Annotated in this window: 32 protein-coding genes; 27 read left to right on the forward strand and 5 right to left on the reverse strand. The window is 58.7% G+C overall.

The window, feature by feature from the left end; genetic code table 11:
• Positions 1-58: 58 nt before the first annotated feature.
• The 4 genes from P3G59_RS10715 to P3G59_RS10730 are packed head-to-tail and all read left to right on the forward strand — an operon-like array spanning position 59 to position 4,595.
• Complete coding sequence (locus P3G59_RS10715) at positions 59-580, forward strand: hypothetical protein (protein ID WP_277761487.1); 522 nt, start codon at positions 59-61, stop codon at positions 578-580.
• A gap of 1 nt (position 581) precedes the next feature.
• Entirely contained in the window at positions 582-2,069 is a 1,488-nt protein-coding gene (locus tag P3G59_RS10720) for a terminase (RefSeq protein WP_277761488.1), read from the forward strand.
• Entirely contained in the window at positions 2,069-3,529 is a 1,461-nt protein-coding gene (locus tag P3G59_RS10725) for a DUF4055 domain-containing protein (protein WP_277761489.1), read from the forward strand. The genes P3G59_RS10720 and P3G59_RS10725 overlap by 1 nt, the downstream gene beginning before the upstream one ends.
• The gene (locus P3G59_RS10730) at positions 3,504-4,595 is read left to right on the forward strand and encodes a minor capsid protein (RefSeq protein WP_277761490.1); all 1,092 of its coding nucleotides are present in this window, start codon (positions 3,504-3,506) and stop codon (positions 4,593-4,595) included. Before P3G59_RS10725 ends, P3G59_RS10730 begins: the two co-directional genes overlap by 26 nt.
• Here P3G59_RS10730 and P3G59_RS10735 read toward each other — a convergent pair.
• Positions 4,584-5,111 (reverse strand): hypothetical protein, encoded by a 528-nt coding sequence (locus tag P3G59_RS10735; protein ID WP_277761491.1) that lies wholly within the window; start codon positions 5,109-5,111, stop codon positions 4,584-4,586. The genes P3G59_RS10730 and P3G59_RS10735 overlap by 12 nt on opposite strands.
• 91 nt (positions 5,112-5,202) lie before the next feature.
• Between P3G59_RS10735 and P3G59_RS10740 the strand changes: the two genes are divergently transcribed.
• The 14 genes from P3G59_RS10740 (at position 5,203) to P3G59_RS10805 (ending at position 16,179) form a co-directional block, all read left to right on the forward strand.
• On the forward strand, positions 5,203-5,910 hold the full coding sequence (locus P3G59_RS10740) for a hypothetical protein (protein ID WP_277761492.1): 708 nt from the start codon (positions 5,203-5,205) through the stop codon (positions 5,908-5,910).
• 11 nt (positions 5,911-5,921) lie between these two features.
• A complete protein-coding gene (locus P3G59_RS10745; protein WP_182400876.1) occupies positions 5,922-6,890 on the forward strand; it encodes a major capsid protein in 969 nt (322 codons plus the stop codon).
• Between the two features lie 51 nt (positions 6,891-6,941).
• The gene (locus P3G59_RS10750; protein ID WP_277761493.1) at positions 6,942-7,517 is read left to right on the forward strand and encodes a hypothetical protein; all 576 of its coding nucleotides are present in this window, start codon (positions 6,942-6,944) and stop codon (positions 7,515-7,517) included.
• Between the two features lie 57 nt (positions 7,518-7,574).
• Complete coding sequence (locus P3G59_RS10755) at positions 7,575-8,078, forward strand: DnaT-like ssDNA-binding protein (RefSeq protein ID WP_277761494.1); 504 nt, start codon at positions 7,575-7,577, stop codon at positions 8,076-8,078.
• A gap of 16 nt (positions 8,079-8,094) precedes the next feature.
• A complete protein-coding gene (locus P3G59_RS10760) occupies positions 8,095-8,463 on the forward strand; it encodes a hypothetical protein (protein WP_277761495.1) in 369 nt (122 codons plus the stop codon).
• Positions 8,460-9,113 carry a hypothetical protein gene (locus P3G59_RS10765; protein ID WP_277761496.1) on the forward strand — a complete coding sequence of 218 codons (654 nt, stop codon included), beginning with the start codon at positions 8,460-8,462 and terminating at the stop codon, positions 9,111-9,113. The genes P3G59_RS10760 and P3G59_RS10765 overlap by 4 nt, the downstream gene beginning before the upstream one ends.
• Complete coding sequence (locus P3G59_RS10770) at positions 9,110-9,526, forward strand: phage tail terminator-like protein (RefSeq protein WP_277761497.1); 417 nt, start codon at positions 9,110-9,112, stop codon at positions 9,524-9,526. Before P3G59_RS10765 ends, P3G59_RS10770 begins: the two co-directional genes overlap by 4 nt.
• A gap of 70 nt (positions 9,527-9,596) precedes the next feature.
• On the forward strand, positions 9,597-10,253 hold the full coding sequence (locus tag P3G59_RS10775) for a phage tail protein (RefSeq protein ID WP_277761498.1): 657 nt from the start codon (positions 9,597-9,599) through the stop codon (positions 10,251-10,253).
• Between the two features lie 9 nt (positions 10,254-10,262).
• Positions 10,263-10,643, forward strand: coding sequence for a phage tail assembly chaperone (locus P3G59_RS10780; RefSeq protein ID WP_277761499.1), 381 nt, complete (start codon positions 10,263-10,265; stop codon positions 10,641-10,643).
• A gap of 44 nt (positions 10,644-10,687) precedes the next feature.
• Entirely contained in the window at positions 10,688-10,960 is a 273-nt protein-coding gene (locus P3G59_RS10785; RefSeq protein WP_277762134.1) for a DUF1799 domain-containing protein, read from the forward strand.
• Positions 10,957-14,286 (forward strand): phage tail tape measure protein, encoded by a 3,330-nt coding sequence (locus P3G59_RS10790; protein WP_277761500.1) that lies wholly within the window; start codon positions 10,957-10,959, stop codon positions 14,284-14,286. Before P3G59_RS10785 ends, P3G59_RS10790 begins: the two co-directional genes overlap by 4 nt.
• On the forward strand, positions 14,286-14,624 hold the full coding sequence (locus tag P3G59_RS10795; RefSeq protein ID WP_277761501.1) for a phage tail protein: 339 nt from the start codon (positions 14,286-14,288) through the stop codon (positions 14,622-14,624). The genes P3G59_RS10790 and P3G59_RS10795 overlap by 1 nt, the downstream gene beginning before the upstream one ends.
• 9 nt (positions 14,625-14,633) lie before the next feature.
• Positions 14,634-15,413, forward strand: coding sequence for a phage minor tail protein L (locus P3G59_RS10800; protein ID WP_277761502.1), 780 nt, complete (start codon positions 14,634-14,636; stop codon positions 15,411-15,413).
• A 1-nt stretch (position 15,414) separates the two neighbouring features.
• Entirely contained in the window at positions 15,415-16,179 is a 765-nt protein-coding gene (locus tag P3G59_RS10805; protein ID WP_277761503.1) for a C40 family peptidase, read from the forward strand.
• A 109-nt stretch (positions 16,180-16,288) separates the two neighbouring features.
• Here the strand turns inward: P3G59_RS10805 and P3G59_RS10810 are convergent, their stop codons facing one another.
• The gene (locus tag P3G59_RS10810; RefSeq protein ID WP_277761504.1) at positions 16,289-16,537 is read right to left on the reverse strand and encodes a hypothetical protein; all 249 of its coding nucleotides are present in this window, start codon (positions 16,535-16,537) and stop codon (positions 16,289-16,291) included.
• A 79-nt stretch (positions 16,538-16,616) separates the two neighbouring features.
• On the reverse strand, positions 16,617-16,916 hold the full coding sequence (locus P3G59_RS10815) for a hypothetical protein (protein WP_277761505.1): 300 nt from the start codon (positions 16,914-16,916) through the stop codon (positions 16,617-16,619).
• Positions 16,917-17,151: 235 nt separating this feature from the next.
• On the opposite strand from P3G59_RS10815, the gene P3G59_RS10820 reads away from it, so the two are divergent.
• Positions 17,152-17,658, forward strand: a complete 507-nt coding sequence (locus tag P3G59_RS10820; protein WP_277761506.1) for a GNAT family N-acetyltransferase — start codon at positions 17,152-17,154, stop codon at positions 17,656-17,658.
• A 462-nt stretch (positions 17,659-18,120) separates the two neighbouring features.
• Here P3G59_RS10820 and P3G59_RS10825 read toward each other — a convergent pair whose 3' ends face one another.
• Positions 18,121-18,516 (reverse strand): GNAT family N-acetyltransferase, encoded by a 396-nt coding sequence (locus P3G59_RS10825; protein WP_277761507.1) that lies wholly within the window; start codon positions 18,514-18,516, stop codon positions 18,121-18,123.
• A gap of 157 nt (positions 18,517-18,673) precedes the next feature.
• On the opposite strand from P3G59_RS10825, the gene P3G59_RS10830 reads away from it, so the two are divergent.
• The 6 genes from P3G59_RS10830 (at position 18,674) to P3G59_RS10855 (ending at position 20,862) form a co-directional block, all read left to right on the forward strand.
• Positions 18,674-18,859 (forward strand): hypothetical protein, encoded by a 186-nt coding sequence (locus P3G59_RS10830; RefSeq protein ID WP_277761508.1) that lies wholly within the window; start codon positions 18,674-18,676, stop codon positions 18,857-18,859.
• Between the two features lie 105 nt (positions 18,860-18,964).
• Positions 18,965-19,186 carry a hypothetical protein gene (locus tag P3G59_RS10835; RefSeq protein WP_277761509.1) on the forward strand — a complete coding sequence of 74 codons (222 nt, stop codon included), beginning with the start codon at positions 18,965-18,967 and terminating at the stop codon, positions 19,184-19,186.
• An 81-nt stretch (positions 19,187-19,267) separates the two neighbouring features.
• A complete protein-coding gene (locus P3G59_RS10840; protein WP_277761510.1) occupies positions 19,268-19,594 on the forward strand; it encodes a hypothetical protein in 327 nt (108 codons plus the stop codon).
• Between the two features lie 2 nt (positions 19,595-19,596).
• A complete protein-coding gene (locus P3G59_RS10845) occupies positions 19,597-19,941 on the forward strand; it encodes a hypothetical protein (protein ID WP_277761511.1) in 345 nt (114 codons plus the stop codon).
• Positions 19,942-20,002: 61 nt separating this feature from the next.
• Complete coding sequence (locus P3G59_RS10850) at positions 20,003-20,596, forward strand: tail assembly protein (protein ID WP_277761512.1); 594 nt, start codon at positions 20,003-20,005, stop codon at positions 20,594-20,596.
• Positions 20,593-20,862, forward strand: a complete 270-nt coding sequence (locus P3G59_RS10855) for a hypothetical protein (RefSeq protein WP_277761513.1) — start codon at positions 20,593-20,595, stop codon at positions 20,860-20,862. The genes P3G59_RS10850 and P3G59_RS10855 overlap by 4 nt, the downstream gene beginning before the upstream one ends.
• Here P3G59_RS10855 and P3G59_RS10860 read toward each other — a convergent pair.
• On the reverse strand, positions 20,840-21,064 hold the full coding sequence (locus P3G59_RS10860; RefSeq protein WP_003225208.1) for a hypothetical protein: 225 nt from the start codon (positions 21,062-21,064) through the stop codon (positions 20,840-20,842). The two genes, P3G59_RS10855 and P3G59_RS10860, sit on opposite strands and share 23 nt — an antisense overlap.
• 130 nt (positions 21,065-21,194) lie before the next feature.
• On the opposite strand from P3G59_RS10860, the gene P3G59_RS10865 reads away from it, so the two are divergent.
• Positions 21,195-24,800 carry a DUF1983 domain-containing protein gene (locus tag P3G59_RS10865; RefSeq protein ID WP_277761514.1) on the forward strand — a complete coding sequence of 1,202 codons (3,606 nt, stop codon included), beginning with the start codon at positions 21,195-21,197 and terminating at the stop codon, positions 24,798-24,800.
• On the forward strand, positions 24,800-25,096 hold the full coding sequence (locus P3G59_RS10870; RefSeq protein WP_277761515.1) for a hypothetical protein: 297 nt from the start codon (positions 24,800-24,802) through the stop codon (positions 25,094-25,096). The genes P3G59_RS10865 and P3G59_RS10870 overlap by 1 nt, the downstream gene beginning before the upstream one ends.
• Positions 25,097-25,104: the final 8 nt, after the last annotated feature.

The following is a 25,104-nucleotide window of genomic DNA, read 5'->3' on the forward strand; positions in this document are numbered from 1 at the left end:
GTGATAAGGGATAAGCAATAGCGCATCCAGCCACGAATTCAACCCTTCGAGTAAGAGTATGACAACCAAGCAACCCGACTGGGAGGCGATCGAACGAGCCTACCGGGCTGGTCTGCTTTCCCTGCGCGCCATAGCCTCAGAGCATGGAGTGGCGCATAACACGATCATGAAGCGCGCGGAGAAGGAAGGCTGGCAGCGCGACCTGACGAGCAAGGTCAGATCCGCAGTGAAGGACAAGGTGACCAGATCGGTGACCACGGATGGTGACCAGAAGAAACTGGTCACTGATGCCGAAATTATCGAAGAAGCATCCGATCAAGCAGCGGCTGTTGTGCTTGCGCACCGGTCGGGCTTGGCACAGTGGCGAGGCATCGCGAGCAAGCTCAGCGCGTTCCTCTCCAGCGTCACAGTCACTGAAGAAAACCACGGCGACTTCGCTCGGTCACTAAATGCTGGCGTCGACGCTCAGCTCAAAGTGATCAAGGGTGAGCGCCAAGCATTCAATCTCGACACGGAAGAGGGCGACAAGACAGTCGACACCCTGGCCGCGATGATGGACGAACTATCGAAGGACGCCTGACATGAAGCCCGAGCACATGAAGCTGCTCCGGGATAAGCGTTGGCGGTTGAACAATCTCTACTTCATCACTGATAAGCAGGGCAAGAAAGTCCGCTTCCGGATGACGGACGAGCAGATTGAATACTTCGATGGGATGCATACCCGCAACATCATCCTGAAGGCTCGTCAGCTCGGCTTTACGACTGAGTGCTGCATCATCCAGCTCGACGCTGCTCTGTTCGAGTCGGCGAAGTGCGCGTTGATCGCCCATACCCTGAACGACGCCAAGCGCTTGTTCCGGGAAAAGGTGAAGTACGCCTACGACAACCTGCCGAAAGAGATCCGGGCGGCGAATCCGGCGAGCAACGACGCCGCCGGCGAGCTGGTGTTCAGCAAGGGCGGCTCGCTCTATGTCAGCACCTCATTCCGGGGCGGCACGCTGCGTTACCTGCACGTCTCTGAGTTCGGGAAGATCTGCGCCAAGTTTCCGCACAAGGCGCGCGAGATCGTCACCGGTGCCTTTGAGGCGGTGGCCACTGACTGCTTTGTCACGATCGAATCAACGGCAGAGGGCCGGGCCGGTTACTTCTTCGACTACTCACAGAGCGCCGAGAAGCAACTGCTGTCCGGTACGCCGCTCGGCAAGCTGGACTGGAAGTTCTTCTTCTTCAGCTGGTGGAAGAACAAGGCCTACTGGCTCGACCCGGCCGAGGCGGTTATTCCGCAGCGCCTGACCGACTACTTCAGCGAGCTATTCGCCAAGCACGGCATCGACACGAATCCTGGCCAACGCGCCTGGTATGCCGCCAAGGAGAAGACCCTCGGCGACGACATGAAGCGGGAATATCCGTCTCTGCCGGCGGAGGCGTTCCAGCAGTCGATCGAGGGCGCTTACTACGCTCAGCAGTTCAACAAGCTGTATGCCGCACAGCGCATCGGCACGCTGCCAGACAACAGCCATCTGCCGGTGATGACCTTCTGGGACATCGGCGTCAGCGACTCCACGGCCATCTGGTTCGTGCGTCAGGTTGGCGAAGAGTTTCACGTCATTGATTATTACGAGAACTCAGGCGAGGGCCTGCGGCACTACATGAAGGTGCTCAAGGACAAGGGTTACACCTACTCCGAGCACTGGGGGCCGCACGACATCGACAACCGCGAGTTCGGCAGCGATGCCAAGACTCGCCGAGAGCTGGCCCGCGAGGGTTATGAGATCGACGGCGAGAAGTACAGCATGACCTTCGAGATAGTCCCCAAAATTGGCATCAACGACGGCATCGAACAGGTTCGCGAGATCTTGCCGAAGTGCGTGTTCGACGAGGCCAGGTGCGAAGAGGGGATCGGTTGCCTCGAAAACTACAAAAAAGAATGGGACGACAAGCGCGGCTGCTGGAAAAACAACCCGCTCCATGACTGGACCTCTCACGGCTCCGACGCATTCCGGTACTTCGCTGTCGCGAAGAGCGCCAGGAAGCCGGCCACCAAAATCAGAATGGGATTTGCACGCTGATGAGCGACGTCACTTTCACTCGCCCCGAGTACGACGCGGCGAAAAATCGCTGGCGCTTGGTGCGCGACGTCTGCAAAGGCTCGGAGACCATCAAGGCCGCTGGCGATATGTATCTGCCGCGTCCCAATGCTGCTGATACCAGCCAGGACAACAGGGAACGCTACGACGCGTACAAAAAGCGGGCTGTGTTCTACAACGCCACCGGCCGCACCAAGCACAGTCTGGTCGGCGCGGTGTTTCGCACCTGGCCAACCCTTACGGTTCCGTCGGCGCTCGATTACGTGGCGAAGAACATCGATGGGCAGGGCGTGAGCGTTTATCAGCAATCCCAGTCGGTGATCGGGCATCTGCTTGAGGTCGGGCGTCACGGGCTTCTGGTGGACTACGCCGCGGTTGAGGCTGGAACAGTCAGCAAGGCCGACGAGCTTTCCGGTCGTGCCCGCGCGAACATCGCCAGTTACACCGCAGAGTCGATTATCAACTGGAAGACGCGCCAAGTTGGCGGCCAGCACCTCCTGAGCCTCGTCGTGTTGCGCGAAACAGTCGACGTCGATACGGACGACGGTTTCGGCAGTGAGAAGGTCGTTCAATACCGTGTGTTGCGCCTCGACTTCTCTGGCAAGTACACGCAGGAAGTCTGGGAAGAGGGGCCGAGCGCCACAACTCAGAAGGTCGCGCCGTTCACACCATTGAACGGCCTGGGCCGACCTTGGCAGGTGATCCCGTTCCAGTTCGTTGGCAGCGAGAACAACGACACGAGCATCGACGATTCACCTCTGTACGACATGGCTGAGATCAACATCGGCCATTACCGGAACAGCGCGGATTATGAAGAGGCTGCCTACCTGGTTGGGCAGCCTCAGCCATGGATGTCTGGCCTGAGCGATCAATGGCGCGATCACTTGGAGAAAGAAGGCATCTACCTCGGCTCCAGGGCGCCATGGTTGCTTCCTCAAGGCGGTGCCTGCGGCATGATGCAGGCACAGCCTAACGCTGTCGCCAAGGAGGCCATGGAGTCCAAGAAGCAGGACATGGTTTCGCTAGGCGCCCGACTGATTGAGCGTGGCAGCGCGGTGAAGACCGCCACCCAGGCCGACAACGACAGCGCCGCCGAACATAGCGTCCTGTCTCTGGTGGTCAGCAACGTCAGCGAGGCCTACAGCCAGTGCCTGGCGTGGATGGCTGAGTTCGTGAATGCTGCCGGCGAGGTGGTCTACAAGCTCAATCAGGACTTCAGCCAGATCACCCTTGATCCTACGGTTCTGGTTGCGCTGTTCAACGCGGTGCAGGGCGGCAAGCTGCCGGAAGGTGATTTCTGGCAGTACCTGCGCGATCGCGGCGTGATCAACCCGGAGAAGACCGACGACGAAATCCGGGACGAACTCGAAGCGCAGAGCACCGGGCCAGCCCTGGATGATGACGAGGTAATCCCGAATGGCGGCAAACCAAGCAATCCTTGATGCCACGATCCGGCACGCCGTCTTCCTCGAGCAATTGAAGTCGGGGGAGGTGGCGAAGTTCGCGCCGTTCCTCAAGGAGATCGACCGCTCGATCCGTGAGCGGCTGACCCGGGCCGACCTGACGGATTACACCGTCGCTCGGCTTGAGCGGCTGCTGAGCGAGGTCGACAGCCTGCTGCTGGGCATCTTCGACCGGTACAGCGAGAAGCTGAACCTCGATTTGGTGGATATCGCCAACTACGAGGCCGAGTTTGAGGCGACCAGCCTGACCCGGGCCGCGCCGGTTGGCGTTTCGTTCGACGCGGCGGTACCAGGTGCAGCGGCAATCCGCGCTGCAATCCTCACCAACCCACTCAGCGTGCGCGGCGCGGACGGCGGCAAGCTGCTCAAGTCGTTCATTGATGGCTTCACCGCTACTGAGCGGCAACGCCTCACTGGCGCGATTCGGCAGGGCTTCTTCGAAGGCCAAACCAACTTCCAGATCATCACGAACATTCGCGGCACCAAGGCGCTGAAGTACAACGACGGCATCCTGGCCACGACCAACCGCAACGCCGGCGCCATCGTGCGGACGGCGGTGCAGCACGTCGCCACCCAAGCGCGCATGGAGACGCTGAAAGCGAACTCCGATGTCGTGCCGTCGGTGGAATGGGTCAGCACGCTGGATTCGAAGACGACCAGCCAGTGCCGGACGCTCGACAAGCGCCGTTTCAAGCTAACCGAAGGACCGAGACCACCGATCCACATCAGCTGCCGTTCGACGGTGGTGGCGGTGACTCGCTTCAGCGCGCTTTTCGCCGAGGGTGCCACGCGGGCATCCATCGGCGATAGCGGCGCGCAGCAGGTAAGGGCAGACCTTAGCTACTACGACTGGCTCAAGCAGCAGCCAGCAGCGTTTCAGGACAAGGCCATCGGCCCGGTTCGGGCGAAGCTGTTTCGCCAAGGCGGCCTGAGCGTCGAACGCTTCGCCGAGCTGCAGCTTGATAGAAATTTTTCACCTCTGACGCTCGCACAGATGAGGACTCTTGAGCCTCTGGCGTTCGAGCGTGCTGGCTTACAACTCTGAGCATTTCGAACGCTCATCTTCGAAGGAACGCATGTGTTTGATGTAGTTGCCATTCCATCCGCTGAATGACTCTTTGGCGGCTGCAATCGCACTTTCCATTTGCTCGTTGGTGTGGGCCGAGAGTCCAAGCTGTACTGTCACTGCGAGCTTTAACGCAACGTAGTTGAGCTCGACAGGGGCATATGCAGTTAGTGCAAATGCAGATTTCATAACCTGCTTACCCGGTTCTCTTGGTATCTCCTTAGCGCCTGCGAAAGATCCTAAGAAGCTGCCCATGTCGCCGAGCAGATATTCTGCCTTTTTTCGAGTGATCATTTCTCGTTCGTCCACGCGCTTTATGCAACCTTCGATGCGGTTCAGCTTTGCTGACGAAACAAGCGCATATGCGCCGAAACCGGCAGCAACAAGCGTTGCGAAGGCTGTAATGGATGTGACAAGCAATGTATTCGATACGGTAGCAGGGTCCTTGGTCTCCTGAGAGCTCAGCTCACGTTTCGCTCGGGTCGTAAGGCGCATTCCACGATTTCTCTTTAATTCGGGCCGAGAACTCTACCCGGATTTTCACCACGCAGGCAGGGCCTGCACCTACGTCTCTGGGAGACAACCAATGCTGAAATTCCAACTGGATACCCTGGATGGGGTAGATGAAGCCGTGCGCGCTCTTTACACCGAGAAGGACGGCAAGTTCGTACTCGGCATTGAAGGTCTGCCGCAGCAAGAAGATGTATCCGGCCTAAAGGCCAAGGTTGATGAACTGCTCGGCGAGAAGAAGGCCGCCGAGAAGAAGGCTCGCGAAGCCGAAGAAGCTGCGCGACTGGAGCGGGAAGAACTCGCTCGCAAGTCCGGCAACGTCGAAGAACTCGAGCGTTCCTGGACAGAGAAATTCACTCGCCGCGAAGCTGAGCTGACCGGCACGCTGGAACAGGAGCGGGCAACGCTGAGCGGGCAGATCCGGGATCTGACTGTCGGCCGTACCGCTACTGATATCGCGTCTGCCCTGGCTGTTCAAGGCAGCGCCAAAGCCCTGTTGCCGCACATCGAGCGCCGTCTGAGCGTCGAGCAGCGCGACGGGAAGCCTGTTGTGGTCGTACTCGACGCGCAGGGCAAGCTCTCGGCGGCAACGCTGGACGAGTTGAAAGCAGAAATCGCGAATGACGCGGCGTTCGCGCCGCTGATCGCGGGCAGTAAAGCATCGGGCGGCGGGGCCGGCGGTGCAGGTAGCGGGGGCGGGGCCCCGAAAGGAAAAATCGGCGGTACCAAAGAGGAACGCACGGCTGCGATCGCAAGCCGGTTCCCAGATCTCCCTCAATCGTAAGGAAATAACTCATGTCCCTGTCGCAAATGCAGGTCTTCAACCAGTACATCATGCCTGCGACTCTCGAGACGCTGGATCAGTACCTGGCCGCTTTCAACGCTGCGAGTCGCGGCGCTATCGTGCTGTCCCCGGACGGCTTCACTGGCGACTTCCTCCAGGAGTCGTTCTTCCAGACCCTGGCTGCAGCTCAGCGCCGCGTGGACCGCTATAGCGCCAACGCCGCTGTTGCTGCCACCGACCTGACCGAACTGAAAAACACTTCGGTGAAGGTTGCCGGCGGCTTCGGCCCGATCCGCTATGAGCCATCGCAGATGACCTGGCTGGAGCGCCCGACCGCGCAAGGCATCGAAGTCGCGAGCCGCGCGTTCGCTGAAATCCTGCTGAAGGATCAGTTGAACACTGCGATCGCGGCGCTGGTGGCAGCAATCACCGCCCAAGCGGCAGCAGTCAACGATGTGTCGGCTACCGCAGGTATCAGCTACGCCGGCCTGAACAACGCGCATGCGAAGTTCGGCGACGCCAGTCAGAACTTGGTCACCCAGGTGATGCAGGGCACCAGCTACCACAAGTTGGTCGGCCAGAACCTGGCGAACCAGCAGCAGCTGTTCCAGGCGGGCAACGTTCGCGTGGTGGACATCCTCGGCAAGATCTCCGTTGTGACGGATGCCCCTGCGCTGATGCAGACCGGCACCCCGAACAAGGAAATCATTCTGTCCTTGGTGCAGGGCGCTGCACTGGTCCACGACGGCCGCGACATCATCAGCAACGTCCAGACCACCAACGGCAAGGAGCGCATCGAGACCACGCTGCAAACCGATTACACCTTCGGCTTGGGCCTGAAGGGCTACACCTGGGATACCACCACCGGCGGCAAATCGCCAACCGACGCTGAGCTGGCGACCGGTACCAACTGGGACAAGACCGCCACCAGCATCAAGCACACCGCCGGTGTGGCTCTGATCGGTGACGCCTCCAAATAACACAGCGATGTCCAAGCCGGGACGTGTGCCCGGCTTGGCGGAGATGCAATCATGAGCAACAAAATCTGGTATCTGCCCGGACCGTTTCACCAGTACCGGGAAGACGTGAAGGCGCTGGCGAAGGAACACGGCCTGCGCATCATCGACGCGAGCATCACCGAAAGTCGCGATGGTGAGGCCGATGATGTGCCGGAGGTGACGGTGCGGCAGGTTGAGTCGGCGCCGGTGTTGCTGATCGCCGATAGTGGTGATCACGCTGCGCTGCAGGAGCTGATCGACAAGTTGAATGCGGAGCGTGACGGCATCGTGTTGCTGATCGACGCCGCTGAAGGTCTGTCCGATCTGGAACACCCTGGCGCCGGCGAACTGCCAATCCGCCTGTTCGGTGCGCTGAAAGCCATACATGAGGGGTTCGAAACCCTTACGGGTGAGCGCGACAATTTGGTTGGCGAGGTTGAATCTCTCCGCGCTGAAGTCGAACGCCTGAAGGCTGCAGCGGAACCGGTCGACAATGCCGAGAAGATCGCGAACCTCAAAGCGCAACTCGACGCCGCCAACGTGACGTATCGGGCGAACGCCTCGGTAGAATCGCTGGAAAAGGCAGTTGCTGACCTGCAGCAGGCGTAATCACCCGGGTGCCCGGTAACGTGGCATCCGGTCCAGAACACCACAGCGAGCTGATTCATGACTCTCATCATCGAGGACGGTACCGGCAAGCCTGACGCCGAAAGCTACGCATCCGCCGAAGACCTGGCCATGTACGCCGTGAAGTTCGGCGTGACCATCCCGGCGGAAGTGCCAGCACAGGAAGCCCTGTTGCGCCGGGCCGCGCTGGCAATGGATGGCATGACGTGGAAGGGGCGGAAGACCAACAGCGAGCAGGCGCTGTGCTGGCCGCGCCGGGGCGTAGAGCTGGACCGCGAGATCAAGCCAGACCACTACCTGCCAGCGCGGATCCAGTACGGCCAGATGGCTTTGGCTGCCGAGATCCACACCGACGACGTCGACCCGATCGAGAAGCGCAAAGGCGCGGTGACGCTTGAGCGCGTCGAGGGCGCGGTAACTCGTGAATACGCGACGATCCCTAACACCAGCGGCCGACTGTTACCGGCGGCTCCGGACCGACCGAGCGCCACGCAGTTTGCTGACTATCTACAGAAGCGCGGACTGTTCGCAGTGCGCGCATAGCTGAAGCGGAGCCACCATGGCCTTCTACGACGAAATGGCCGTGATGGCTCTGGAGATGATCACAGAGTTCGGCCAGCCCGTGACCATTAGCAAGACGCAGCCGGGCGAGTACGATCCTGAAACAGGTGGCGATTCACCGGGCGCCACCATTGAACAGACCGCCCAAGGCATCCTGCTCGACTTCACCGGTCAGGAATTCCAGAATAACAGCCTCATCAGGCAGGGCGACAAGAAACTGAAGATCGCCGCGCAGGGTTTGGCCTGGGTGCCGGGCCTGCTCGACAAGGTGGTCGCCCAGGGTCGCACATGGGCAATTGTCCCGCCGCTGAAAGAGGTCAATCCAGCCGGCACGCCGATCCTGTATGAGCTGCAGGTTAGGTCGTGAGCAAATACTCGGGCCTCAACGGCAGCTTTGCCGAGAACATCCGCCAGTTTGCCGAGCAGGCCCAGACAGGGCTCGACGCCACCTTCCGCGAAATCGTGATCGAGATCGGCAGCAGCGTCATCCGCATGTCACCGGTGGGTAACCCCGAGATCTGGGCCGCGAACGTGGCGCATCGCGCTACCAACACCCGTGCCGCTGATCACTACGATTTCAAGGTCGCCGTGCGCAACACCCTCATCAATCTCGATGAGAACAACTTCACCAAGGCCGGGAAGCTTAAGCGCGGCGTGAAGTACGCCAAGCCGCTGACAAAGGCTGAGCGAGACCAGAACTTCAACGTGAACGGACTGGTTGCCGGCAAGGATTACGTCGGCGGCCGGTTCCGCGGTAACTGGCAATTCTCGATCGGGGCGCCGGCTGAAGGTGAGCTTGATCAGGTCGATCCGGCCGGCGGCGTCACGCTGGCGAAGCTTAGGCTTCAGGTCGAACAGCTGACCATCGGGCAAACGGCGTACATCGTGAACAACCTGCCATATGCGGTGCCGCTCGAGTACGGCCATTCCAAACAGGCACCGGGCGGCATGGTGCGCATAACCCTCGCGCGGTTCCAGCAGATCGTCGACGAAGCCATCAGGAACAACCAGGTATGAGCCACAACATCATCGCTTCGATCTACGAAGCCAGACTGATTGCCTGGGCGAAAGCGCTGCCGGTGCCCATCAAGGTTGTCGTCGAGAACGAGACCTATGAGCCTGGAACTGGCGTCACCTACCTGCGAGCTTTCACTCTGCCGGGCGACACCGCAAGCGGCACGCTCGGCGGTGATCACAAGCTGTTCACGGGGGTGTTTCAGGTCAGCATCGTGACACCAGCAGGGAAGTATCGCGGCGCGGCGGGCGCGCTGGCTGACCAGATCGCCGCGCTGTTTCCGCTGTACGAGCGAATCACGAAGAATGCACTGACCGTGGTGACCATGACGCCAGTCGATCAAGGGCCAGGTATCCCAGACGACACGACCTACACCGTTCCGGTTTCGTTCGCGTACCGCGCCGACACCAACTAATCCGCCCATTGGGCAAACCCAGAACCCGCCATTGAGCGGGTTTTGTCATTTCTGAAGAGAGGAAAACCCCATGGCCGGCATTCAAATGCCCAACGGCGCGACGTTCGAAATTGCTTCCGCCTATGGCGCTGCAATCCCATTCACCGCCCTGACCAATGCCAATCCGGCAGTGGCGACCGCTGCAGCGCACGGACTGGCCGAAGGCGACATTGTCGCTCTCAGCTCTGGCTGGACCCGTCTGGACGGCCGCGCCGTGCAAGTCGGCGAGATTGCCAGCGGCACCTTTGCGCTCGATGGCGTGAACACCACGAACATTCAGCAGTATCCGGCCGGCTCGGGCGTCGGTGCCGCTCGCGAGGTGACGACCTTCACCGAGATCTCGAAAATCACCGAGCTCGGCTCGAGCGGCGGCGACCAGCAGTTTCTGACGTTCGGCTTCCTGGCTGACGATGATGACCGCCAGATGCCGACGACCAAGAACCCGATCACGCTGACCATCACGGTCGCCGACGAGCCGTCGCAGCCCTATGTCGATGTTTGCGAGGAGGCTGACGACGACAAGCAGGCCCGCGTTCTACGCCTGAACCTGCCGGGCGGCAGCCGCATCATCTACAACGGCTACGTCTCAATCACTTCGACCCCGACCATGTCGCGCAACAACCTGATGACCCGCGTTATCAGCATCGCGCTGACCGGTCGCCCAACCCGTTACAGCGCCTCGGCGTAAGGAAGGCACATGGCAAAGTTCACACTCGTCCGGAATCCAACCTTCAACCACGTCGTCATGCTGCCAACGGTAGGTGGTGACCCGGTCAGCGTCGAGTTCGAGTTCAAATATCGCGATCGCACCGAACTCGCCGGGCTCTACGCGGAGTGGGGTGAGCGTCACAAGGCGCTCAAGGAGAAAGCGGAAGAGGCCGGCATTGAGCAGTTCACGGCTTTGCTGATTGATCTGCAGGTCGAGCAGTTGAAGGCGATTGTCGCCGGCTGGGATATCGCCGAAGAGTTCAACGACGAAAACCTGCGCATCCTGGTCAAATCAATCGCCGCCACGCCGGGCGCGGTGCTGGCCGCTTATTCCGATGCCTTCAGCAACGCACGCCTGGGAAACTCCTAAGCGTCTCCCGCAAGCTGTACGAGGCGGGGCCGTCAGCCGAATCGCTGGCGGCCTTCGGCCTTTCTCTTCGTGACATACCCGATGAGGTCTGCGAGGTCTGGCCTGATGTGTGGCAAGCCTTCAAGGTCTTCGAGGCCATGGGCACCCAGTGGCGTACAGGCGCGTGCGGCGCTACCGGACTCGATTACACGTCAATTCGCCATGTCGCCGGCTTCCTCGGGCTTACCCGGTCGGAGGTCGCCGACGTCTTTCCAGATATCCGCGTCATGGAAGCCGAAGCCCTGCGGGTGATGGCGGAACAGAGGGACAGTAAATGAGCACCACCTTCGCGTCCCTCGGTATCGAGGTGAACTCCTCGTCGGCATCCAAGGCGGCTGACGATCTCGACAAGTTGGTCGACTCGGCGGTCGATGCCGAAAAGGCGATTGATGATCTCGGCAAGTCGGGCGAAGGCCTGGCCAATACCGGCAAGAAGATCAGCCAGGCCGAGAACGAGGCTGCTCAGGGCATCGACAAGGCCACGGGCGCCAAAGAGCGTCAGGTCGATGCCAGCCGCAAGGCAGGTGCCAGCGCGGCCAGTGAAATCGCAATCATCAGCCAGCTCGACAAGGCGATGTCCGGCAACATCGGCAGCATGGAGCAACTGATCCAGGCTGAAGGCTTGCTTGAGCGAGCCAGGAAGGGCGGTCTTGTCACGATTGAACAGCAGGAGGCTTATCAGGACCGGCTCGGAAAATCCTTCGATAAGATCGAAAAAGCTGAAACCAAGGAGGTGGCGCAGAAGCAACGGCTGATCGAGGCTGAAAACCGCCGGATCGAAGCGCTGAAACGGACTGTAAATGGCATTGATCCGGTCACGGACAAGCTTGCCAAGCTTGAGGCTCGTGAGCGGGCTCTCAACGAACTGCACAAGATCGGTGAGTATGGCGCTGTTCGTTACAACGAAGCATTGGCAAAAATTGGAAAGGAGCGCTCCGGTCTCACCGCGACAGAAACTGCATTCGACAAGCTGAAGCTCGGCACCCGCCAGGCGCAAGAAAACGTGATGCAGCTGACCAATGCCCTGCAGTCCGGGGATTGGGGGAGTGGTGCGCGGGCTGTCGCTCAGTTGGGCGCCGGTGCGGGTGCGTCTGCCAAGAGCCTGGCTGCAGCACTGATTCCCGCCGGCTTGCTGGCCGGTGTCCTCGGCGCGCTGGGCTATGCCTACTTCGACGCGCAGAAGCAGGCCCGCGAGTTCAACGTCGCCATCAACGGCGGATCGAACGATGCCGGTCAGAGCATTGCCAGCCTCAAGGTGATGGCCGATACCGCCGGGGCGATCACTGAGAACTTTGCAGGCGCTCGCGAGGCGGTGATTGCACTGGCTTCCGGTGCCGCTACCAGCGGCGTCCAAATGCAGAACCTGGCTCAGGCCGCCGCAGCAATTGGTGAGGTGACAGGGAAGGGCGCTGGAGGCATCGCCAAGTCGCTCGCGAATGCCGGTGACACCGCCACAGAAGCCGCGGAGAAGATCAGCGACCAGTATGGGCTGCTCACCTACGAGCAGTACCAGACGATCAAGGCGATTGATGATCAGGGCGATCATCAGCGAGCGCTGGACACCCTGAGTGAAGATCTCAATCAGTCGGCCCAGGAGCGCTTGAAGCATTACCGCGAATCCCTGTCCGATATCGAACGCGATTGGGATCGGGTGAAGGTGGCCATCAAGGGCGCCTATGCTGAAGTCAGGTCAGAGATTTTCCCTGATCTGGCAAAGCAGATTGAGATCACCCAGCGCGTGCTGGATACCCGGAAAGGGGGCGGGGTCACAGGTGCAATATCAAACGGGCTGAGCTCGCTCAATTCCTTTCTGGGGTTGAGCGACGGTGAGAACGACGACTCGACGCCGGCGCTGGAGGCCAAGCTTGCGGGGCTGAAGGCTCGTCTGTCGGCGAGCGAAAGCAATGCTGCCGCGACCGGCGAGGAGACGCGGGCGAACAAGGAATTGATCGCTGTCCAGAAGGAACTGGATAAGCAGATGGACAACCTGAATCCGCTCGCGAAGCGTCGGGACGCGTACAAGAAGCTCGACGACCAGTTCACCAAGCTCTATCAGAACGCGGAAAAGACAGGTCAGAAGTCAGCGCTGCTGGATGGTGTTCAGTTTGACGGGAAGAAGTTTTCCGGTGGCGCCTACGACCAGTTGCGCAAGGCAATCGACGAGCAGAAAAAGGATCCCAAAGCTGCCGCGGGTAGCGTCGATCTATCCGGGTTCAATGACTCGAAAAACGCGCTCAATACCGTGCTCGCCGAGTACAAAAATGCTCAAAAGGATTTGGAGGCTTCGCAAAAGGCCGGGCTGATCTCGCAGGCTGATTATCTGCAAGCGCGTGAAGCCATGATCGGCAACGAGCGCGACGAAGTTACTGCTGCGTATGAGGCTGAGATCACCGCACTGGAAGCGGCGAAGAGCAAAGCCGGCACATCGGCCGCACAGCGCATCCAGCTTGACCAGAAAATCGCCGACGCCCGGGCCGCCATGGTCAAGGTGCAGCAGGACGCTGACACCGAATTGAGCGTGCTGGCGAAGAACGAAGAAGGGCGGCTGAAGAAGCAGGCACAAGCAGTCAACACCTACACCAGTGCACTGCAACAACAAGTCGAAACGCTACGCGATCAGGGTCGAAGAGCAGCGGCAGGCATTGGCCTGGGTGATCGTCAGCGAGATCTGATGAATCAGCAGAACGGCATCGATGATCGCTTCAACCAGCAGAAGCTGGATCTGGCGAATCAGTACGGCGATGGCTCGCGCGGCATGAGCCTCGACGAGTACACGCAGAAGCTGGCGGCACTGAAGGCTACTCAGCAGGACCTGCACGATACGGTTCAAGCCAACTACGACGAGATGACAGTAGCCCAGGGCGACTGGACTGCCGGAGCCTCGTCGGCATGGCAGAACTATCTCGAGTCCGCGCAGAACGTCGCGGGGCAGACGAAAAGCCTGCTCACCAATGCGTTCAGTTCAGCAGAGGACGCTTTAGCCAGTTTCGCCATCAACGGCAAATTCTCGTTTTCTGACTTCACCAAGTCGGTGTTGGCGGATATGGCGAAGATCGCTACCCGACAGGCTACGTCACAAGGGCTCAGCGCGCTGTTCGGTATTGCCGCATCCGCGGCTGGTTCCTACTTCGGTGGTGGTGGCGGGAATGGCCTCGCGGCTGGTTCTGCCGGTGCTGTTTCGTCAGATCTTGGAGCTTCGCAGGCTGGCTATACCGGTATCGATTTTTCTGGATACCGAGCGGCTGGCGGACCTGTTGCGCCGAACTCTCTGTACGAAGTCAACGAACTGGGGCCGGAGCTCTATAACGAGGGCGGACGGTCGTTCCTGATGACGGGTGCAAATGGTGGGAGCGTTACGCCGCTGACTACCGGTGGCGGGCCTGCGCTGGCTGCGATGTCCGGTGGTGGCGGCAACACGTACAACTTTCCGGTGGCGGTCTCGGTGCAGACATCTGGGGGCGACGGGGCGGGTGTTTCGCAAGAGACAACCAACCAGCTCGGCAAGAGCATCCAGCAGGCAGCCAAAACCGAAGCGGAAACCGCGATTGCCAGAGCGTTGCAGCCGGGCGGTTCGATCTGGCGCCTGACAAATGGGAGGGCCTGATGGCCATCGAGAAATTCACCTGGCCAACCGAGCGCGGGGAAACACCCGACATCAATTATCGGGTGCGCACCTCGAAGTTCGGCAACGGCTACGCGCAGAACGTCGGCGACGGCCCGAACAACAAAGAGGACTCGTACCCGGTTACCTGCGTAGGTCAAAAGGCCAAGGTGCTGGAGATCATGGCTTTCCTCGATCGGCACGCCGGGGCGAAGGCGTTTTTCTGGACAACCCCGCTCGGCGAGCTCGGGCTGTTCACCTGCAAAAATCCCGCTCCCACACCAATGGGCGGCGGCGTCTTCAAACTCACCGCGACATTCGAGCGGGCATTCCAACCATAAGGGGTAATCATGCCGCTGATCAGTGACATCCAGGTGCTTGAGCCTGGCAGCGAAGTGCTGCTCTTTGAATTGGACGGCACCGACTACGGCGCGGATGTTCTGCGCTTCCACGGGCACGCGATTCCGCACACTTCGGCCGAGTTGCACGCGATTCCGCACACTTCGGCCGAGTTGATTGCCGCCGGCGACGACGCGGACCAGCTGCCGGCGAAGGGAATTTATTGGCAGGGCAACGAGTACAGCGCCTGGCCGATGCAGATCGACGGCATCGAGGCGAACGGCGACGGTACCGCGGTGCGGCCAACGCTGTCGGTCGGCAACGTTAACGGGCGCATCACTGCGCTCTGTCTGGCGTTCGAGGATCTGCTCGAGTTCAAGCTGACCATGCGTCACACGCTGGGCACGTACCTGGACGCGGCGAACTTCCCAGCCGGCAACCCAACGGCAGATCCAACCCAAGAGTCGATCGAGGTCTGGTACATCGACCAGAAGACGAACGAGGACGGGGAAACGGTCAGTTGGGAGCTTGCCAGCCCGGGCGATGTCGGTAACGAGTCCATCGGCCGGCAGGCTACGACGCTGTGCCATTGGTGCCTCACTGGCGGTTACCGAGGGCCGAACTGCGGCTACACCGGCCCCTACGTGACCAAGGACGGCGTCGTTACTGACAATCCTGAACTCGACGAGTGCGACGCCACGCTGGGCAAGGGTTGCATCCCACGCTTCGGCGAGGGCAACCCGCTGCCTTTCGGTGGCTTCCCGGCCGTTTCGCTGATCGCACGGAGCTGACATGCGCAAGCACATTCTGAACGCGATCCAGGCGCACGCGGCGGCCGAGTACCCGAAGGAGTGCTGCGGCCTGCTGCTGGGCATCGGTCGCAAGCAGCAGTACTACCCGTGCCGCAACGTCTCGACCGAGCCGAACGAAGAGTTCCGGATCGATCCCGAGGAGTACGCGGCGGCGGAGGACGTCGGCGAGGTGATCGGTGTGGTGCACTCGCATCCGGACGCCACCAGCAGGCCGTCACCGCGTGACCTGGCCATGTGCGAAGCGACCGCGTTGCCCTGGCACATCCTGAGCTGGCCCGAGGGCGACCTGCGTACCGTGATGCCTACCGGCGAGGTGCCGCTGCTGAAACGGCCTTTCGTCCATGGCGCTTGGGACTGCTGGCAGGTCTGCGCCGATTGGTACAAACGCGAGTGGGGGCTGGAGTTCGAAGCCTTCAAGCGCGCCGACGGCTGGTGGGAGAGCAAGGACAACACCAGCCTTTACGAAGCGAACTACGAAGCCGCCGGCTTCTACCGGGTCGACCAGCCGCAGCGTGGCGACATGATCGTAATGGAAGTAGGGCGGACGGTTTACCCGAATCATGCCGGGATCTTTCTCGGCGCTGATCCAGCGCTGCCAAGTGAGGACGCGGCAACATTCGGCCCTGGACCATTCCTACTGCATCACCTATACGGCCGACCATCGGAGGTCATTGTCTTCGGCGGGCCGTGGCTCGACCGTACACGCCTGATTCTCAGGCACAAAGATGCACAACCAAGCACATGAGATGCGGCACAGCCGCTGGAGAAAGAGATGAAAAGCGCAATCGAATCAGCAGAAAAAACCGCCAGCGGCAAGCCGGTCTGGCGGCTTACAAAGAGTGGAAATTTAGAGATTAATTGCGGGTCTTGTCCGCGTTGAGCATTTGTTGGAGCTGTGCCAAGTCTGTTTTCAGAATGTTCAGCGGCCATTCGTAAGCTGTTTTCGCCGCGCCGCTCTCGCAGCCTTGCGAAGGGTTATCAGTGAAATATTGAGCCGCTTTTGTGAGTGCTGCGCCGTCAAAGCCAGGTGTTGATCGAATGGTCGCAGACAGTGATACCAGCGCCATCAGCACGCCTTGCTCGAAAGGGGAAAGCTGTTCCACATTGACCTCCAGGTCATAAACGCGCCGAAATTGGCGCAATCCCAGTCCTTGGGCTTGCAGGCAAAGGACTGGGCGTTAACTACTCGGTAGAGCTTGTAATTCGCCAGATTTTCTTTCGCACGTCATAGCTGAAATCAAATTTGCTTACATGTACGGGGACTACGATAGGCTCCCCTGCATCGTTGATTGTATTGTAAGAATCAAAGATGTAGCGAAGCTCACCTTCAATCGTAATGGCATTGCTCTTCGTCAAAATCTCTTGCGGTTTTTTTTCAAGCAGGCCAGGGTTTTTCTCACTGAAAATCAGATTAAGTCGATGTGTTTTCGCATCCTCATAATCCTTTAGGAGATAGTCGGGGATAGTTACTGCTTTTGTCATCTTGCTAATTCCAAGTTGTGAGGGCACAACGCTACTACGCCCCGGCCAGGCCCTGTTACTGGCTTTCCATCCACACTGGATGCCCGGACAGGTTGCTGGTAATAGCTTGCGATAGAAGCCTTGTCATAGAACCTTGTGAGGCGCTCGCCTCTATGAGCTGAGATCTAGGGTTGCAAGCTTTTACCGGGTACTATCTGAGACGTCATTAGGAAAATCCAACACAAGGAATACGTGCATGAGTGTTTCGGTACTTGAACTGGAGTCAGTAGACCGCGCTGTTGCAATCGATGTGGGAACCAGCTGGCTGCAGAATGACCCGGATAGTCCGTTCCACGCAGTGATTGATGGTCAGGACTTGATAGAGGAACGCTGCCTCTTGATCCGGGCTGATATTGAGACGCCTGAACGGAGAACCACCGGCCGTGTTGGATTTTGTAGCGTTCGAGTATGTGATGAGTTTGTAGAGCTGTATCGTTTCTATGTGGCTCCGCATTTTCGACGGTTGGGGATTGCTCGTAAAACATTGGCACTGTTTTCTGAGTATGTATCGAACGAAGGATTTTCCGAATTCTATATTGAGGTAACCAAAAAGGAAGCGCTGGAGTTTTGGAAGGTTGCAGCTCAGGATTTCGCCGTTACCCCGGCAGGCCACATGAAGTGGAAGCTGAGCTTCGCCCCAAAGGATCTTCAGTCAAGGGAGCAAAGCATGGGCTGCAGTGGTGCGAATGCTAGTAGTGCATGACCTGCTGCATGCGATGGATTGGTGCTCAGTTTTGCGCGTCGTGTGGCTATGGTAGATTCCCGCTATTAACAAGGATCTAACACATGCGGATTTTGATTGCGGCGATAGCGGTAGCGCTGTTGGCGGGGTGTTACTAACGACTCGGTCAGTCCTAAAAAGGACGGTCGAGGCAGAGCTACTCTTGGAGAGCTTCAGACTGCGGATCAAGAATCTTGAGTAGCATCTGGGCATGCTCTGCACGAGTTGCTCTGTAGAACATACACCGGTCTAGAAGGATTGTTTTCATGCTTCGGGCTGACGCAAGATGTCTGGGCTCGACAGAGATCGTTGCAGTCTTGCCGCTCCGGGTATCGGTCACTTCCAGATTGTAACGTCCAATCAAACCGTCATCACGTTTGGTGTGACCAAGGAATTTGAAGGTGAGGGCTGCTCCGGGCACGTTTTTCCCCAGGTGGATCTGCGTCAAAGTATCTTCTCTAAAGTACCGACATCAGTATTTACGCGAACATATCCTTTGCTCTCGTACCAGCAGGCTAACTCTTCGTGAGTTCGTTCGCTCCAATCAAGAGATCTAGCGTTTAATCTAATCTTTGTATTTCCAAGTTCAGCCGCAATACCCTCTGCTTGTGACAAGAGCCAATTCCCAATACCCCGGTTTCTGAAATTACTCAGTACGAAGATTTCGTAGATGAAACCCTCGGGATTTCCCCAATCTTCGTAGATTAGGAGCCCTACTTCTTCGTCACCTGATAGTGCGATGAAGTCGTGTGTCTTGGGACTTGAGCCTTTGTGGTAGCGCTCTTGAAGCACGGCGCTGTTGACTTCTTGCAGATTACTAATTTTCTTTAATTCGAACATACCTTGTCCTGCTGCGGGGAGGGGGGCGGCAAGAGGCTACTATCCAGAGGGAAAGGGCGTTACTGGGCATTTGTACAGGAATGCATGCATGCCGGAGGTCGTGATAGATTCTGGTCAACCGGCCATCAGGGCAGGACGAATGAAGCAAGGAGCTACCATGGCAACACCTCCCAAGAAAAGTTACTTCACTGTTAAGTATGTGCGGACGAAACCAGGTGTGACGGCTACCAGAAGCGTTGGTAGCAGGTCGATCTCCGCTTATACGGCGCAGGAAGCTATTAATGTGCTCGCCAAGGAATTTGGCAAAATCTATCCAGGGTATGACATCGAATACACTGCGTAAGCGTCGTTTGGTACATTTGCGATCAAAGCCCAGCCTACCGCTGGGCTTTTTGCATCGGTTCATCGGGTGCTTTACATTGCTGGCATTTCCACAGGAGTGACCTGCATGAAACTGATCGTAGGAGCGCTGGCTTTAGCGCTCCTAATGGGGTGTTCCCAAAAAAGGCAACCACTCGATAATCGTGACCCTTGCTTAGATTTCGGCCCCCCTGAAAGCTCAGGTTTTAAAGCTTGCTTAGATCGTCGAGCCCAAGCTCTGAAGGACCTGCTTGAGGGCACTGGTAGAAAACAGTATCAAATAGTTTTCGATGAAAAGGTCGATCCCTGACTCGAAACCACAAGCGCAACTGTAATTGGTATTGGAGCAGTAGCGCTGCGTGCTTCAGCCGATCTGCAATCGGAGCCGTAAATGGAGCTGTTTCGCTTAAACGAACTCTTTTTCGATCACAATTGCGTAGCTGCGATGAATCTCGAAATGGTGGATTTCAAGTACAACCTCAGCCTGACTATGTCTTCCTCGGAGGATCCAGAAACCAAGGGTGTGACGGCTGTATTTCATGATGTCAGCTCACTGAATCTAAGCGGCTTCGGTGGCGGACTAACCCAATTCATGGACCTCGTCGTAACTCGCATCGACCGCGGTCTGGATAGAATCCGTTACGAGCTAAGGGATATCGAGGACGAAAAAATTTCGTTCTATTTCTTCACCTTCAGCGTGCGAGACCATAAGGAGTAAATATGCGGGTTGTGATAGGAGCGCTGGCGGTAGCGCTGTTGGCTGGGTGCTCGTCGCCCGGAGATGTGAAGAAGAACGATCCGACCATCAGCGCATCTACCATTAAATCAGCCAAGAAGTACGCTTTGTGCGTATTCCCGAAGTGGCAGGAGCAGCGCTCGACTTCGACCATGTCTGAGACAGAGAACGGCTATCGGCTGGTCGTTGCTACTGACATGATGACCGATGAGGTGCTTGAAGTTTCCAGCACTGGAGCAGGCAGCAAAGTCGCACTGTACCAGCGGTTGCCATGGTCCAAGATGTGGGGCCGAGGCGCGTTAGAAGCCGCTGTCCGCGAGTGTTTGTGACACGATCAAATTAATCAAAACCGCCAATTGGCGGTTTTTTTTCGTCAGGAGAGAACGCGTGATGGCTGCGGCGATTTCAATACCAACAATGACCACCATTCTGCTTTCCGGCCCGCTGGCGCGCCTATTCGGGCGCGTGCATTACCGAGAGCTCGGCAGTAAATCGGTCGGTGAGGCGTTCCATGCACTAAAGTGCACAATCGAAGGGTTTGAAGGGGCAATCAAGGATCTGGATCGACGGGGCATGCGGTTCGCAATCTTCCGCAACCGGCAAAATGTGGGTGAAAAAGATTTTGCACTTGGAGGCGCTCAGGAAATTCGCATCGTCCCGGTGATATCTGGTAGCAAGCGCGCGGGCGTGCTTCAAACAATTATCGGCGTTGTGCTGATTGCGGCCTCTTTCTTCGCTGGGGGGGCCGGCCCTTCGTTGTTCTCGGCCGGCCTCGCAATGACCGCCGGCGGCGTCATTCAGATGCTCAGCCCTCAGGCCGCAGGCCTGAAGCAAAGCGCATCCCCCGAAAACGCCCCGTCCTACGCCTTCGGCAGCGCCAAGAACACCACGGCCAGCGGCAACCCGGTGCCGATTTGCATCGGTGAACGCCGGTGGGGTGGGATGATCATCTCAGCCTCGATCCTGGCTGAGGACAAAGCATGACCAACCATTCGACTTACCAGATCACCGTTCGCGACCTGTATCGGATCGAGAATGGGGTTGTTTGCGGCGACGAAGCGATCGTCGCCATTACATCTCAGGGACAGGAGATCGACCGCCTTCGGTTCGCTGGGAAATGCTCCTCGGCAGACGGCTTCTCGCGCAACTACTGGGGCAAGCCCGGGCTAACCGCCTCGCTGATTTCTGGTAACTGCAAGATCGAATTCAGCGTGCAACAGCCTGGCGCTATGGCTGAATTCCGCCCATGAAGTTGTCGGTGCCAAGTTCGTGAGAGCCGTACTCCACCTGATATCCAGTTCCGCGATTCGCGGCTTCAGACTCAGCAGCGTCCTTCGATGCGTAAATGTCGATGAACTTCCAAGGCGCTGATTGAATAACGCCCCAGCCAAGCACCCAGCCAGAGTTGTCGGGATCTTTCGGCAAATTCTTCGCAAGACTTCTGATTGACATGACCGCTCCTTGGTTGTGAGAGGTCAGGAAATTACTACTCCACAGCGCGTGGTCGCTACTGGCATTTCATCCACGCTGTATGGACACCCACACCGCCCCCGAGGCGGTTTTTTTATGCCTGGAGGAAAGCATGGGCGCAGCGCAACAGATCGAGATCCACGGCGAGAAGGGCGGCAGCAGCAAGCCGAAATCGCCGGTCGAAGCCAGTGATAGCCTGCGCTCGACCAACCTGGCGAAACTGCTGATCGCCGTAGGCGAGGGTGAGTTCGACAGCGTCCCGACCGATTACGACATCTACCTGGACAACACACCGATCCGCGATGCCAGCGGCAACTACAACTTTCCGAACGTGAAGTGGGACTGGCGCCCGGGCTCTGTGGATCAGACCTATATCCCGGGTATCCCGTCCGTGGAGAACGAGACTTCGCTGAACATTGAGCTGCGCAGCGATACTCCGTGGGTGCGCTCGATTACCAACACTCAGCTTTCGGCCGTTCGCATGCGCTTGGCCTGGCCGGCTCTGCAACGCTCCGATGACCAGGGCAATGTCGGCGGCTACCGGATTGAGTACGCAATCGACGTGGCCACCGACGGTGGCGCTTATCAGCAAGTGCTGCTGGACGCCGTCGATGGCAAGACAACCACGCGCTACGAGCGCTCGCGCCGCATCGATTTGCCGAATGCAAGCACCGGCTGGCAGATCCGCGTTCGCCGCCTGACGCCGAACCAGAACACCAACAAGATCGCCGACACGATGCTGGTGGCCGGTTATACCGAGGTGATCGACGCTAAGCTGCGCTACCCGAACACCGCGCTGCTCTACATCGAATTCGACGCCGAGCAATTCACCAACATCCCGGCTGTTACTGTGAAATGCAAAGCCCGGCGCTGGATGGTGCCGAGCAACTACGACCCAATCCTACGAACCTATACCGGGACTTGGGACGGCTCGATGAAATCGGCCTGGACCAATAACCCGGCGTGGATCACATATGGCATTTGCACCGAAGAGCGCTTCGGTCTGGGCAAGCGCATCAAGCCGTTCATGGTCGACAAGTGGGAGCTGTACCGGATCGCCCAGTATTGCGATCAGCTTGTGCCGAACGGGCTGGGCGGTCAGGAACCGCGCTTTCTCTGCGACATGAACCTACAAGGCAAGGCTGATGCCTGGTCGTTGTTGCGCGACATCTCGGCGATTTACAGGGGCATGACCTACTGGGCGCAGGGTCAGTTGGTGATGCAGGCGGACATGCCGCGCGCACAGGACTTTGACTACGTGTTCACCCGGGCCAACGTGATCGACGGCAAATTCTCTTATGGCAGCGCCTCGGCGAAGACTCGTTACACCCGGGCCCTGGTCAGCTATGACAACCCGGCGAACAACTACGACACTGACGTTATTCCGTTCGCCGACCTTGATCTGCAACGCCGCTATGGCGACCGCCCGACCGAACTGAGCGCCATTGGCTGCACCCGCGCATCTGAGGCCCAGCGCCGTGGCAAGTGGGCGATCTTGAGCAATAATCAAGACCGCACCGTGTCGTTCAAGACCGGCATGGAGGGCGTTATTCCTCTGCCGGGCCACATCATCCCGGTGGCGGATTCGCTGCTGGCTGGGCGGGAGGTCGGCGGACGGATCTCGTCAGCTGCTGGCCGCGTGGTGACGCTCGATCGCGATACCCAGGCCAAGGCCGGTGATCGGTTGATCATCAACCTGCCGGGCGGCCGCGCCGAGGGCCGCACCGTGCAGAGCGTCAATGGCCGCGCCGTGACAGTGACTGTCGCATACAGCGAGCCACCGGTAGCGCAACTGCAATGGGCGCTCGACGCCGATGATTTGGCGATCCCGCTGTACCGCGTGCTGCGCACCAAGCGCACAACCGAAGGCGACTTCGAAATCAGCGCGCTGCAGTTCGAGCCGAGCAAGTTCGCTCACATCGACACCGGCGCTCGCCTTGAAGAGCGGCCAATCAGTGTGATTCCGATCACCGTCGTACCAGCGCCGGCGAGCGTTACCCTCACGTCGACGTCTTCGGTGGTCCAGGGCTTGGCCGTGGCCACAATGACGATCAGCTGGCCTGCCGTGGGCGGCGCAGTCGGTTATGACGTGGAATGGCGCAAGGACAGCGGCAACTGGATCAAGGTCCAGCGCACCGGCATGACCAACGTGGACGTGGTCGGCATCTATGCCGGCGCCTACGTGGCCCGGGTGCGTGCGGTGAGTGCGTTCGACATCTCGTCGCAATGGCGCAATTCGATCCTGACCAACCTCAGTGGTAAGCAAGGATTGCCACCCGCATTGGCGTATCTGAAAACGATCAGCAAGGTTTACGGCATTGGTCTGGAGTGGGGGTTTCTGCCTGGTGCGGAAGATACCCAGCGCACTGAGATTTGGAACAACAAGATCAACGATCTGGCGACAGCCGTGAAGCTGGCGGATTTCGCCTATCCGCAATCGAATCACGAAATGCAGAACATCGTGCCAGGCACCAGTCTGTTCTTCTGGGGGCGACTGGTGGATCGCATTGGCAACGTGGGGCCATGGTACCCGGCAGTAAATGGTATCAACGGCCAGGTGAGCATCGACCAGTCTGAGTACGAGCAGTATTTCCTCGGAAAAATCCAAGAGTCAGCCTTGGGAGAGCAGCTTTTCAAAGAGATCGGCAAGATATCCGGCGACAGTGAAGGCTCGGTCAACGAACGGCTTGAACAGGCCAAGCAGGAACTGGAAGACCTGATCGGCGAAATCACCGATGCGATGGTCTACGACCCGGCGAAACCGTATGGGAAGGGCGAGGTGGTGCGGCTCGATGGTCGCCTGTTCTCGGCCATCAAGGCTGTTCCCGTTGATACGCCTCCGCCGAATGCCGAGTTCTGGTACGACATGGGCACGATTGCCGAAACCTCCAATGCAATGGCGCTGCAGATCCAGAAGCACACCGCCCAGATCGATACCATCGACGGCAAAGTCACGGCGCAAGCATCGACGATGCAGGCGCTGCAAGCGGCCTGGCGGGAGGACGATGGTACGGGGGCAATGAATGAGGCCCTGAAGGCGTATCAGAACACGGCCAGCATCGTGACGAATGACAAGGTAAGAGCAGAGGAGAATCTGGCGTCGGCTATGCGCATCACCACCCTTGACGCAGCCGTTGGCAAAAACGCTGCCAACCTCACCACGCTTGAGGAGGTGGTCGCCACTGACAAAGAAGCAACCGCCCAGAAAATTGAAACGCTCACTGCAACAGCCAATAACGCTACGGCGAAGGCCGAGTTTGCCAGTACGGCTGTTTCCGGTCTCAACGGTAAGGTTTCCGCGCTTACCACCATCAAGACTTCTACCACGGTGGGAGGCAGAACGGTGATGGCGGGTCTTGCCATCGGCGTGGAAGGAGAGCAGCAGGAGTCGCAGATTCTCGCATTCGCTCAGCGATTCGCGATTCTGGATGAAGTCAGTGGCCAGATGATTGCGCCGTTTGTTGTACAGGGCGGCCAGGTTTTCATGAACACCGCAATCATCAGTCAGGCCTTCATCAAGGAACTGGTGCTCGGCATGACGCTGCGATCGGCGGCGCTCAACTCGCAAGGGTTGCCACTGCTGGAGATCAATATACCGGCGGGTACATTCACGCTTCGCGGCCAGTCCAGCACGGGTTATACCCTGCTGAACAACAACGGCATCTACGTCTACGACTTGAATTACATCGAACGCGCAGCGCTCGGGAAGATGACGTAATGGACTATTACGGTGCGAGAACGAAAGACGCGATGGGGCGGGTGACACTGGAGTCGTCAACGATGACGGTCCGGTCGATTGTGACAAGGCAAGTCACCGTTCCTCCCATTACCAGTGACTTCACCAGCTTCATCAACATGCCGGAGATCACTGCTCAGTCGTTTGTCTGTGTGACGTTGCCCGACCCAACCAATGAGGGGGCTTCGCTGCCAGCGGTGTTCTGGTCGCCGGGCCAGCTCAGGGTCCGGCGCGGGCAGGGGTTGGTGCTCAACGTTTTTATTTTGACCTATCAATAGGAGGAGGG

The organism is Pseudomonas sp. A34-9, assembly GCF_029543085.1.
Classification (GTDB): Bacteria; Pseudomonadota; Gammaproteobacteria; order Pseudomonadales; family Pseudomonadaceae; genus Aquipseudomonas.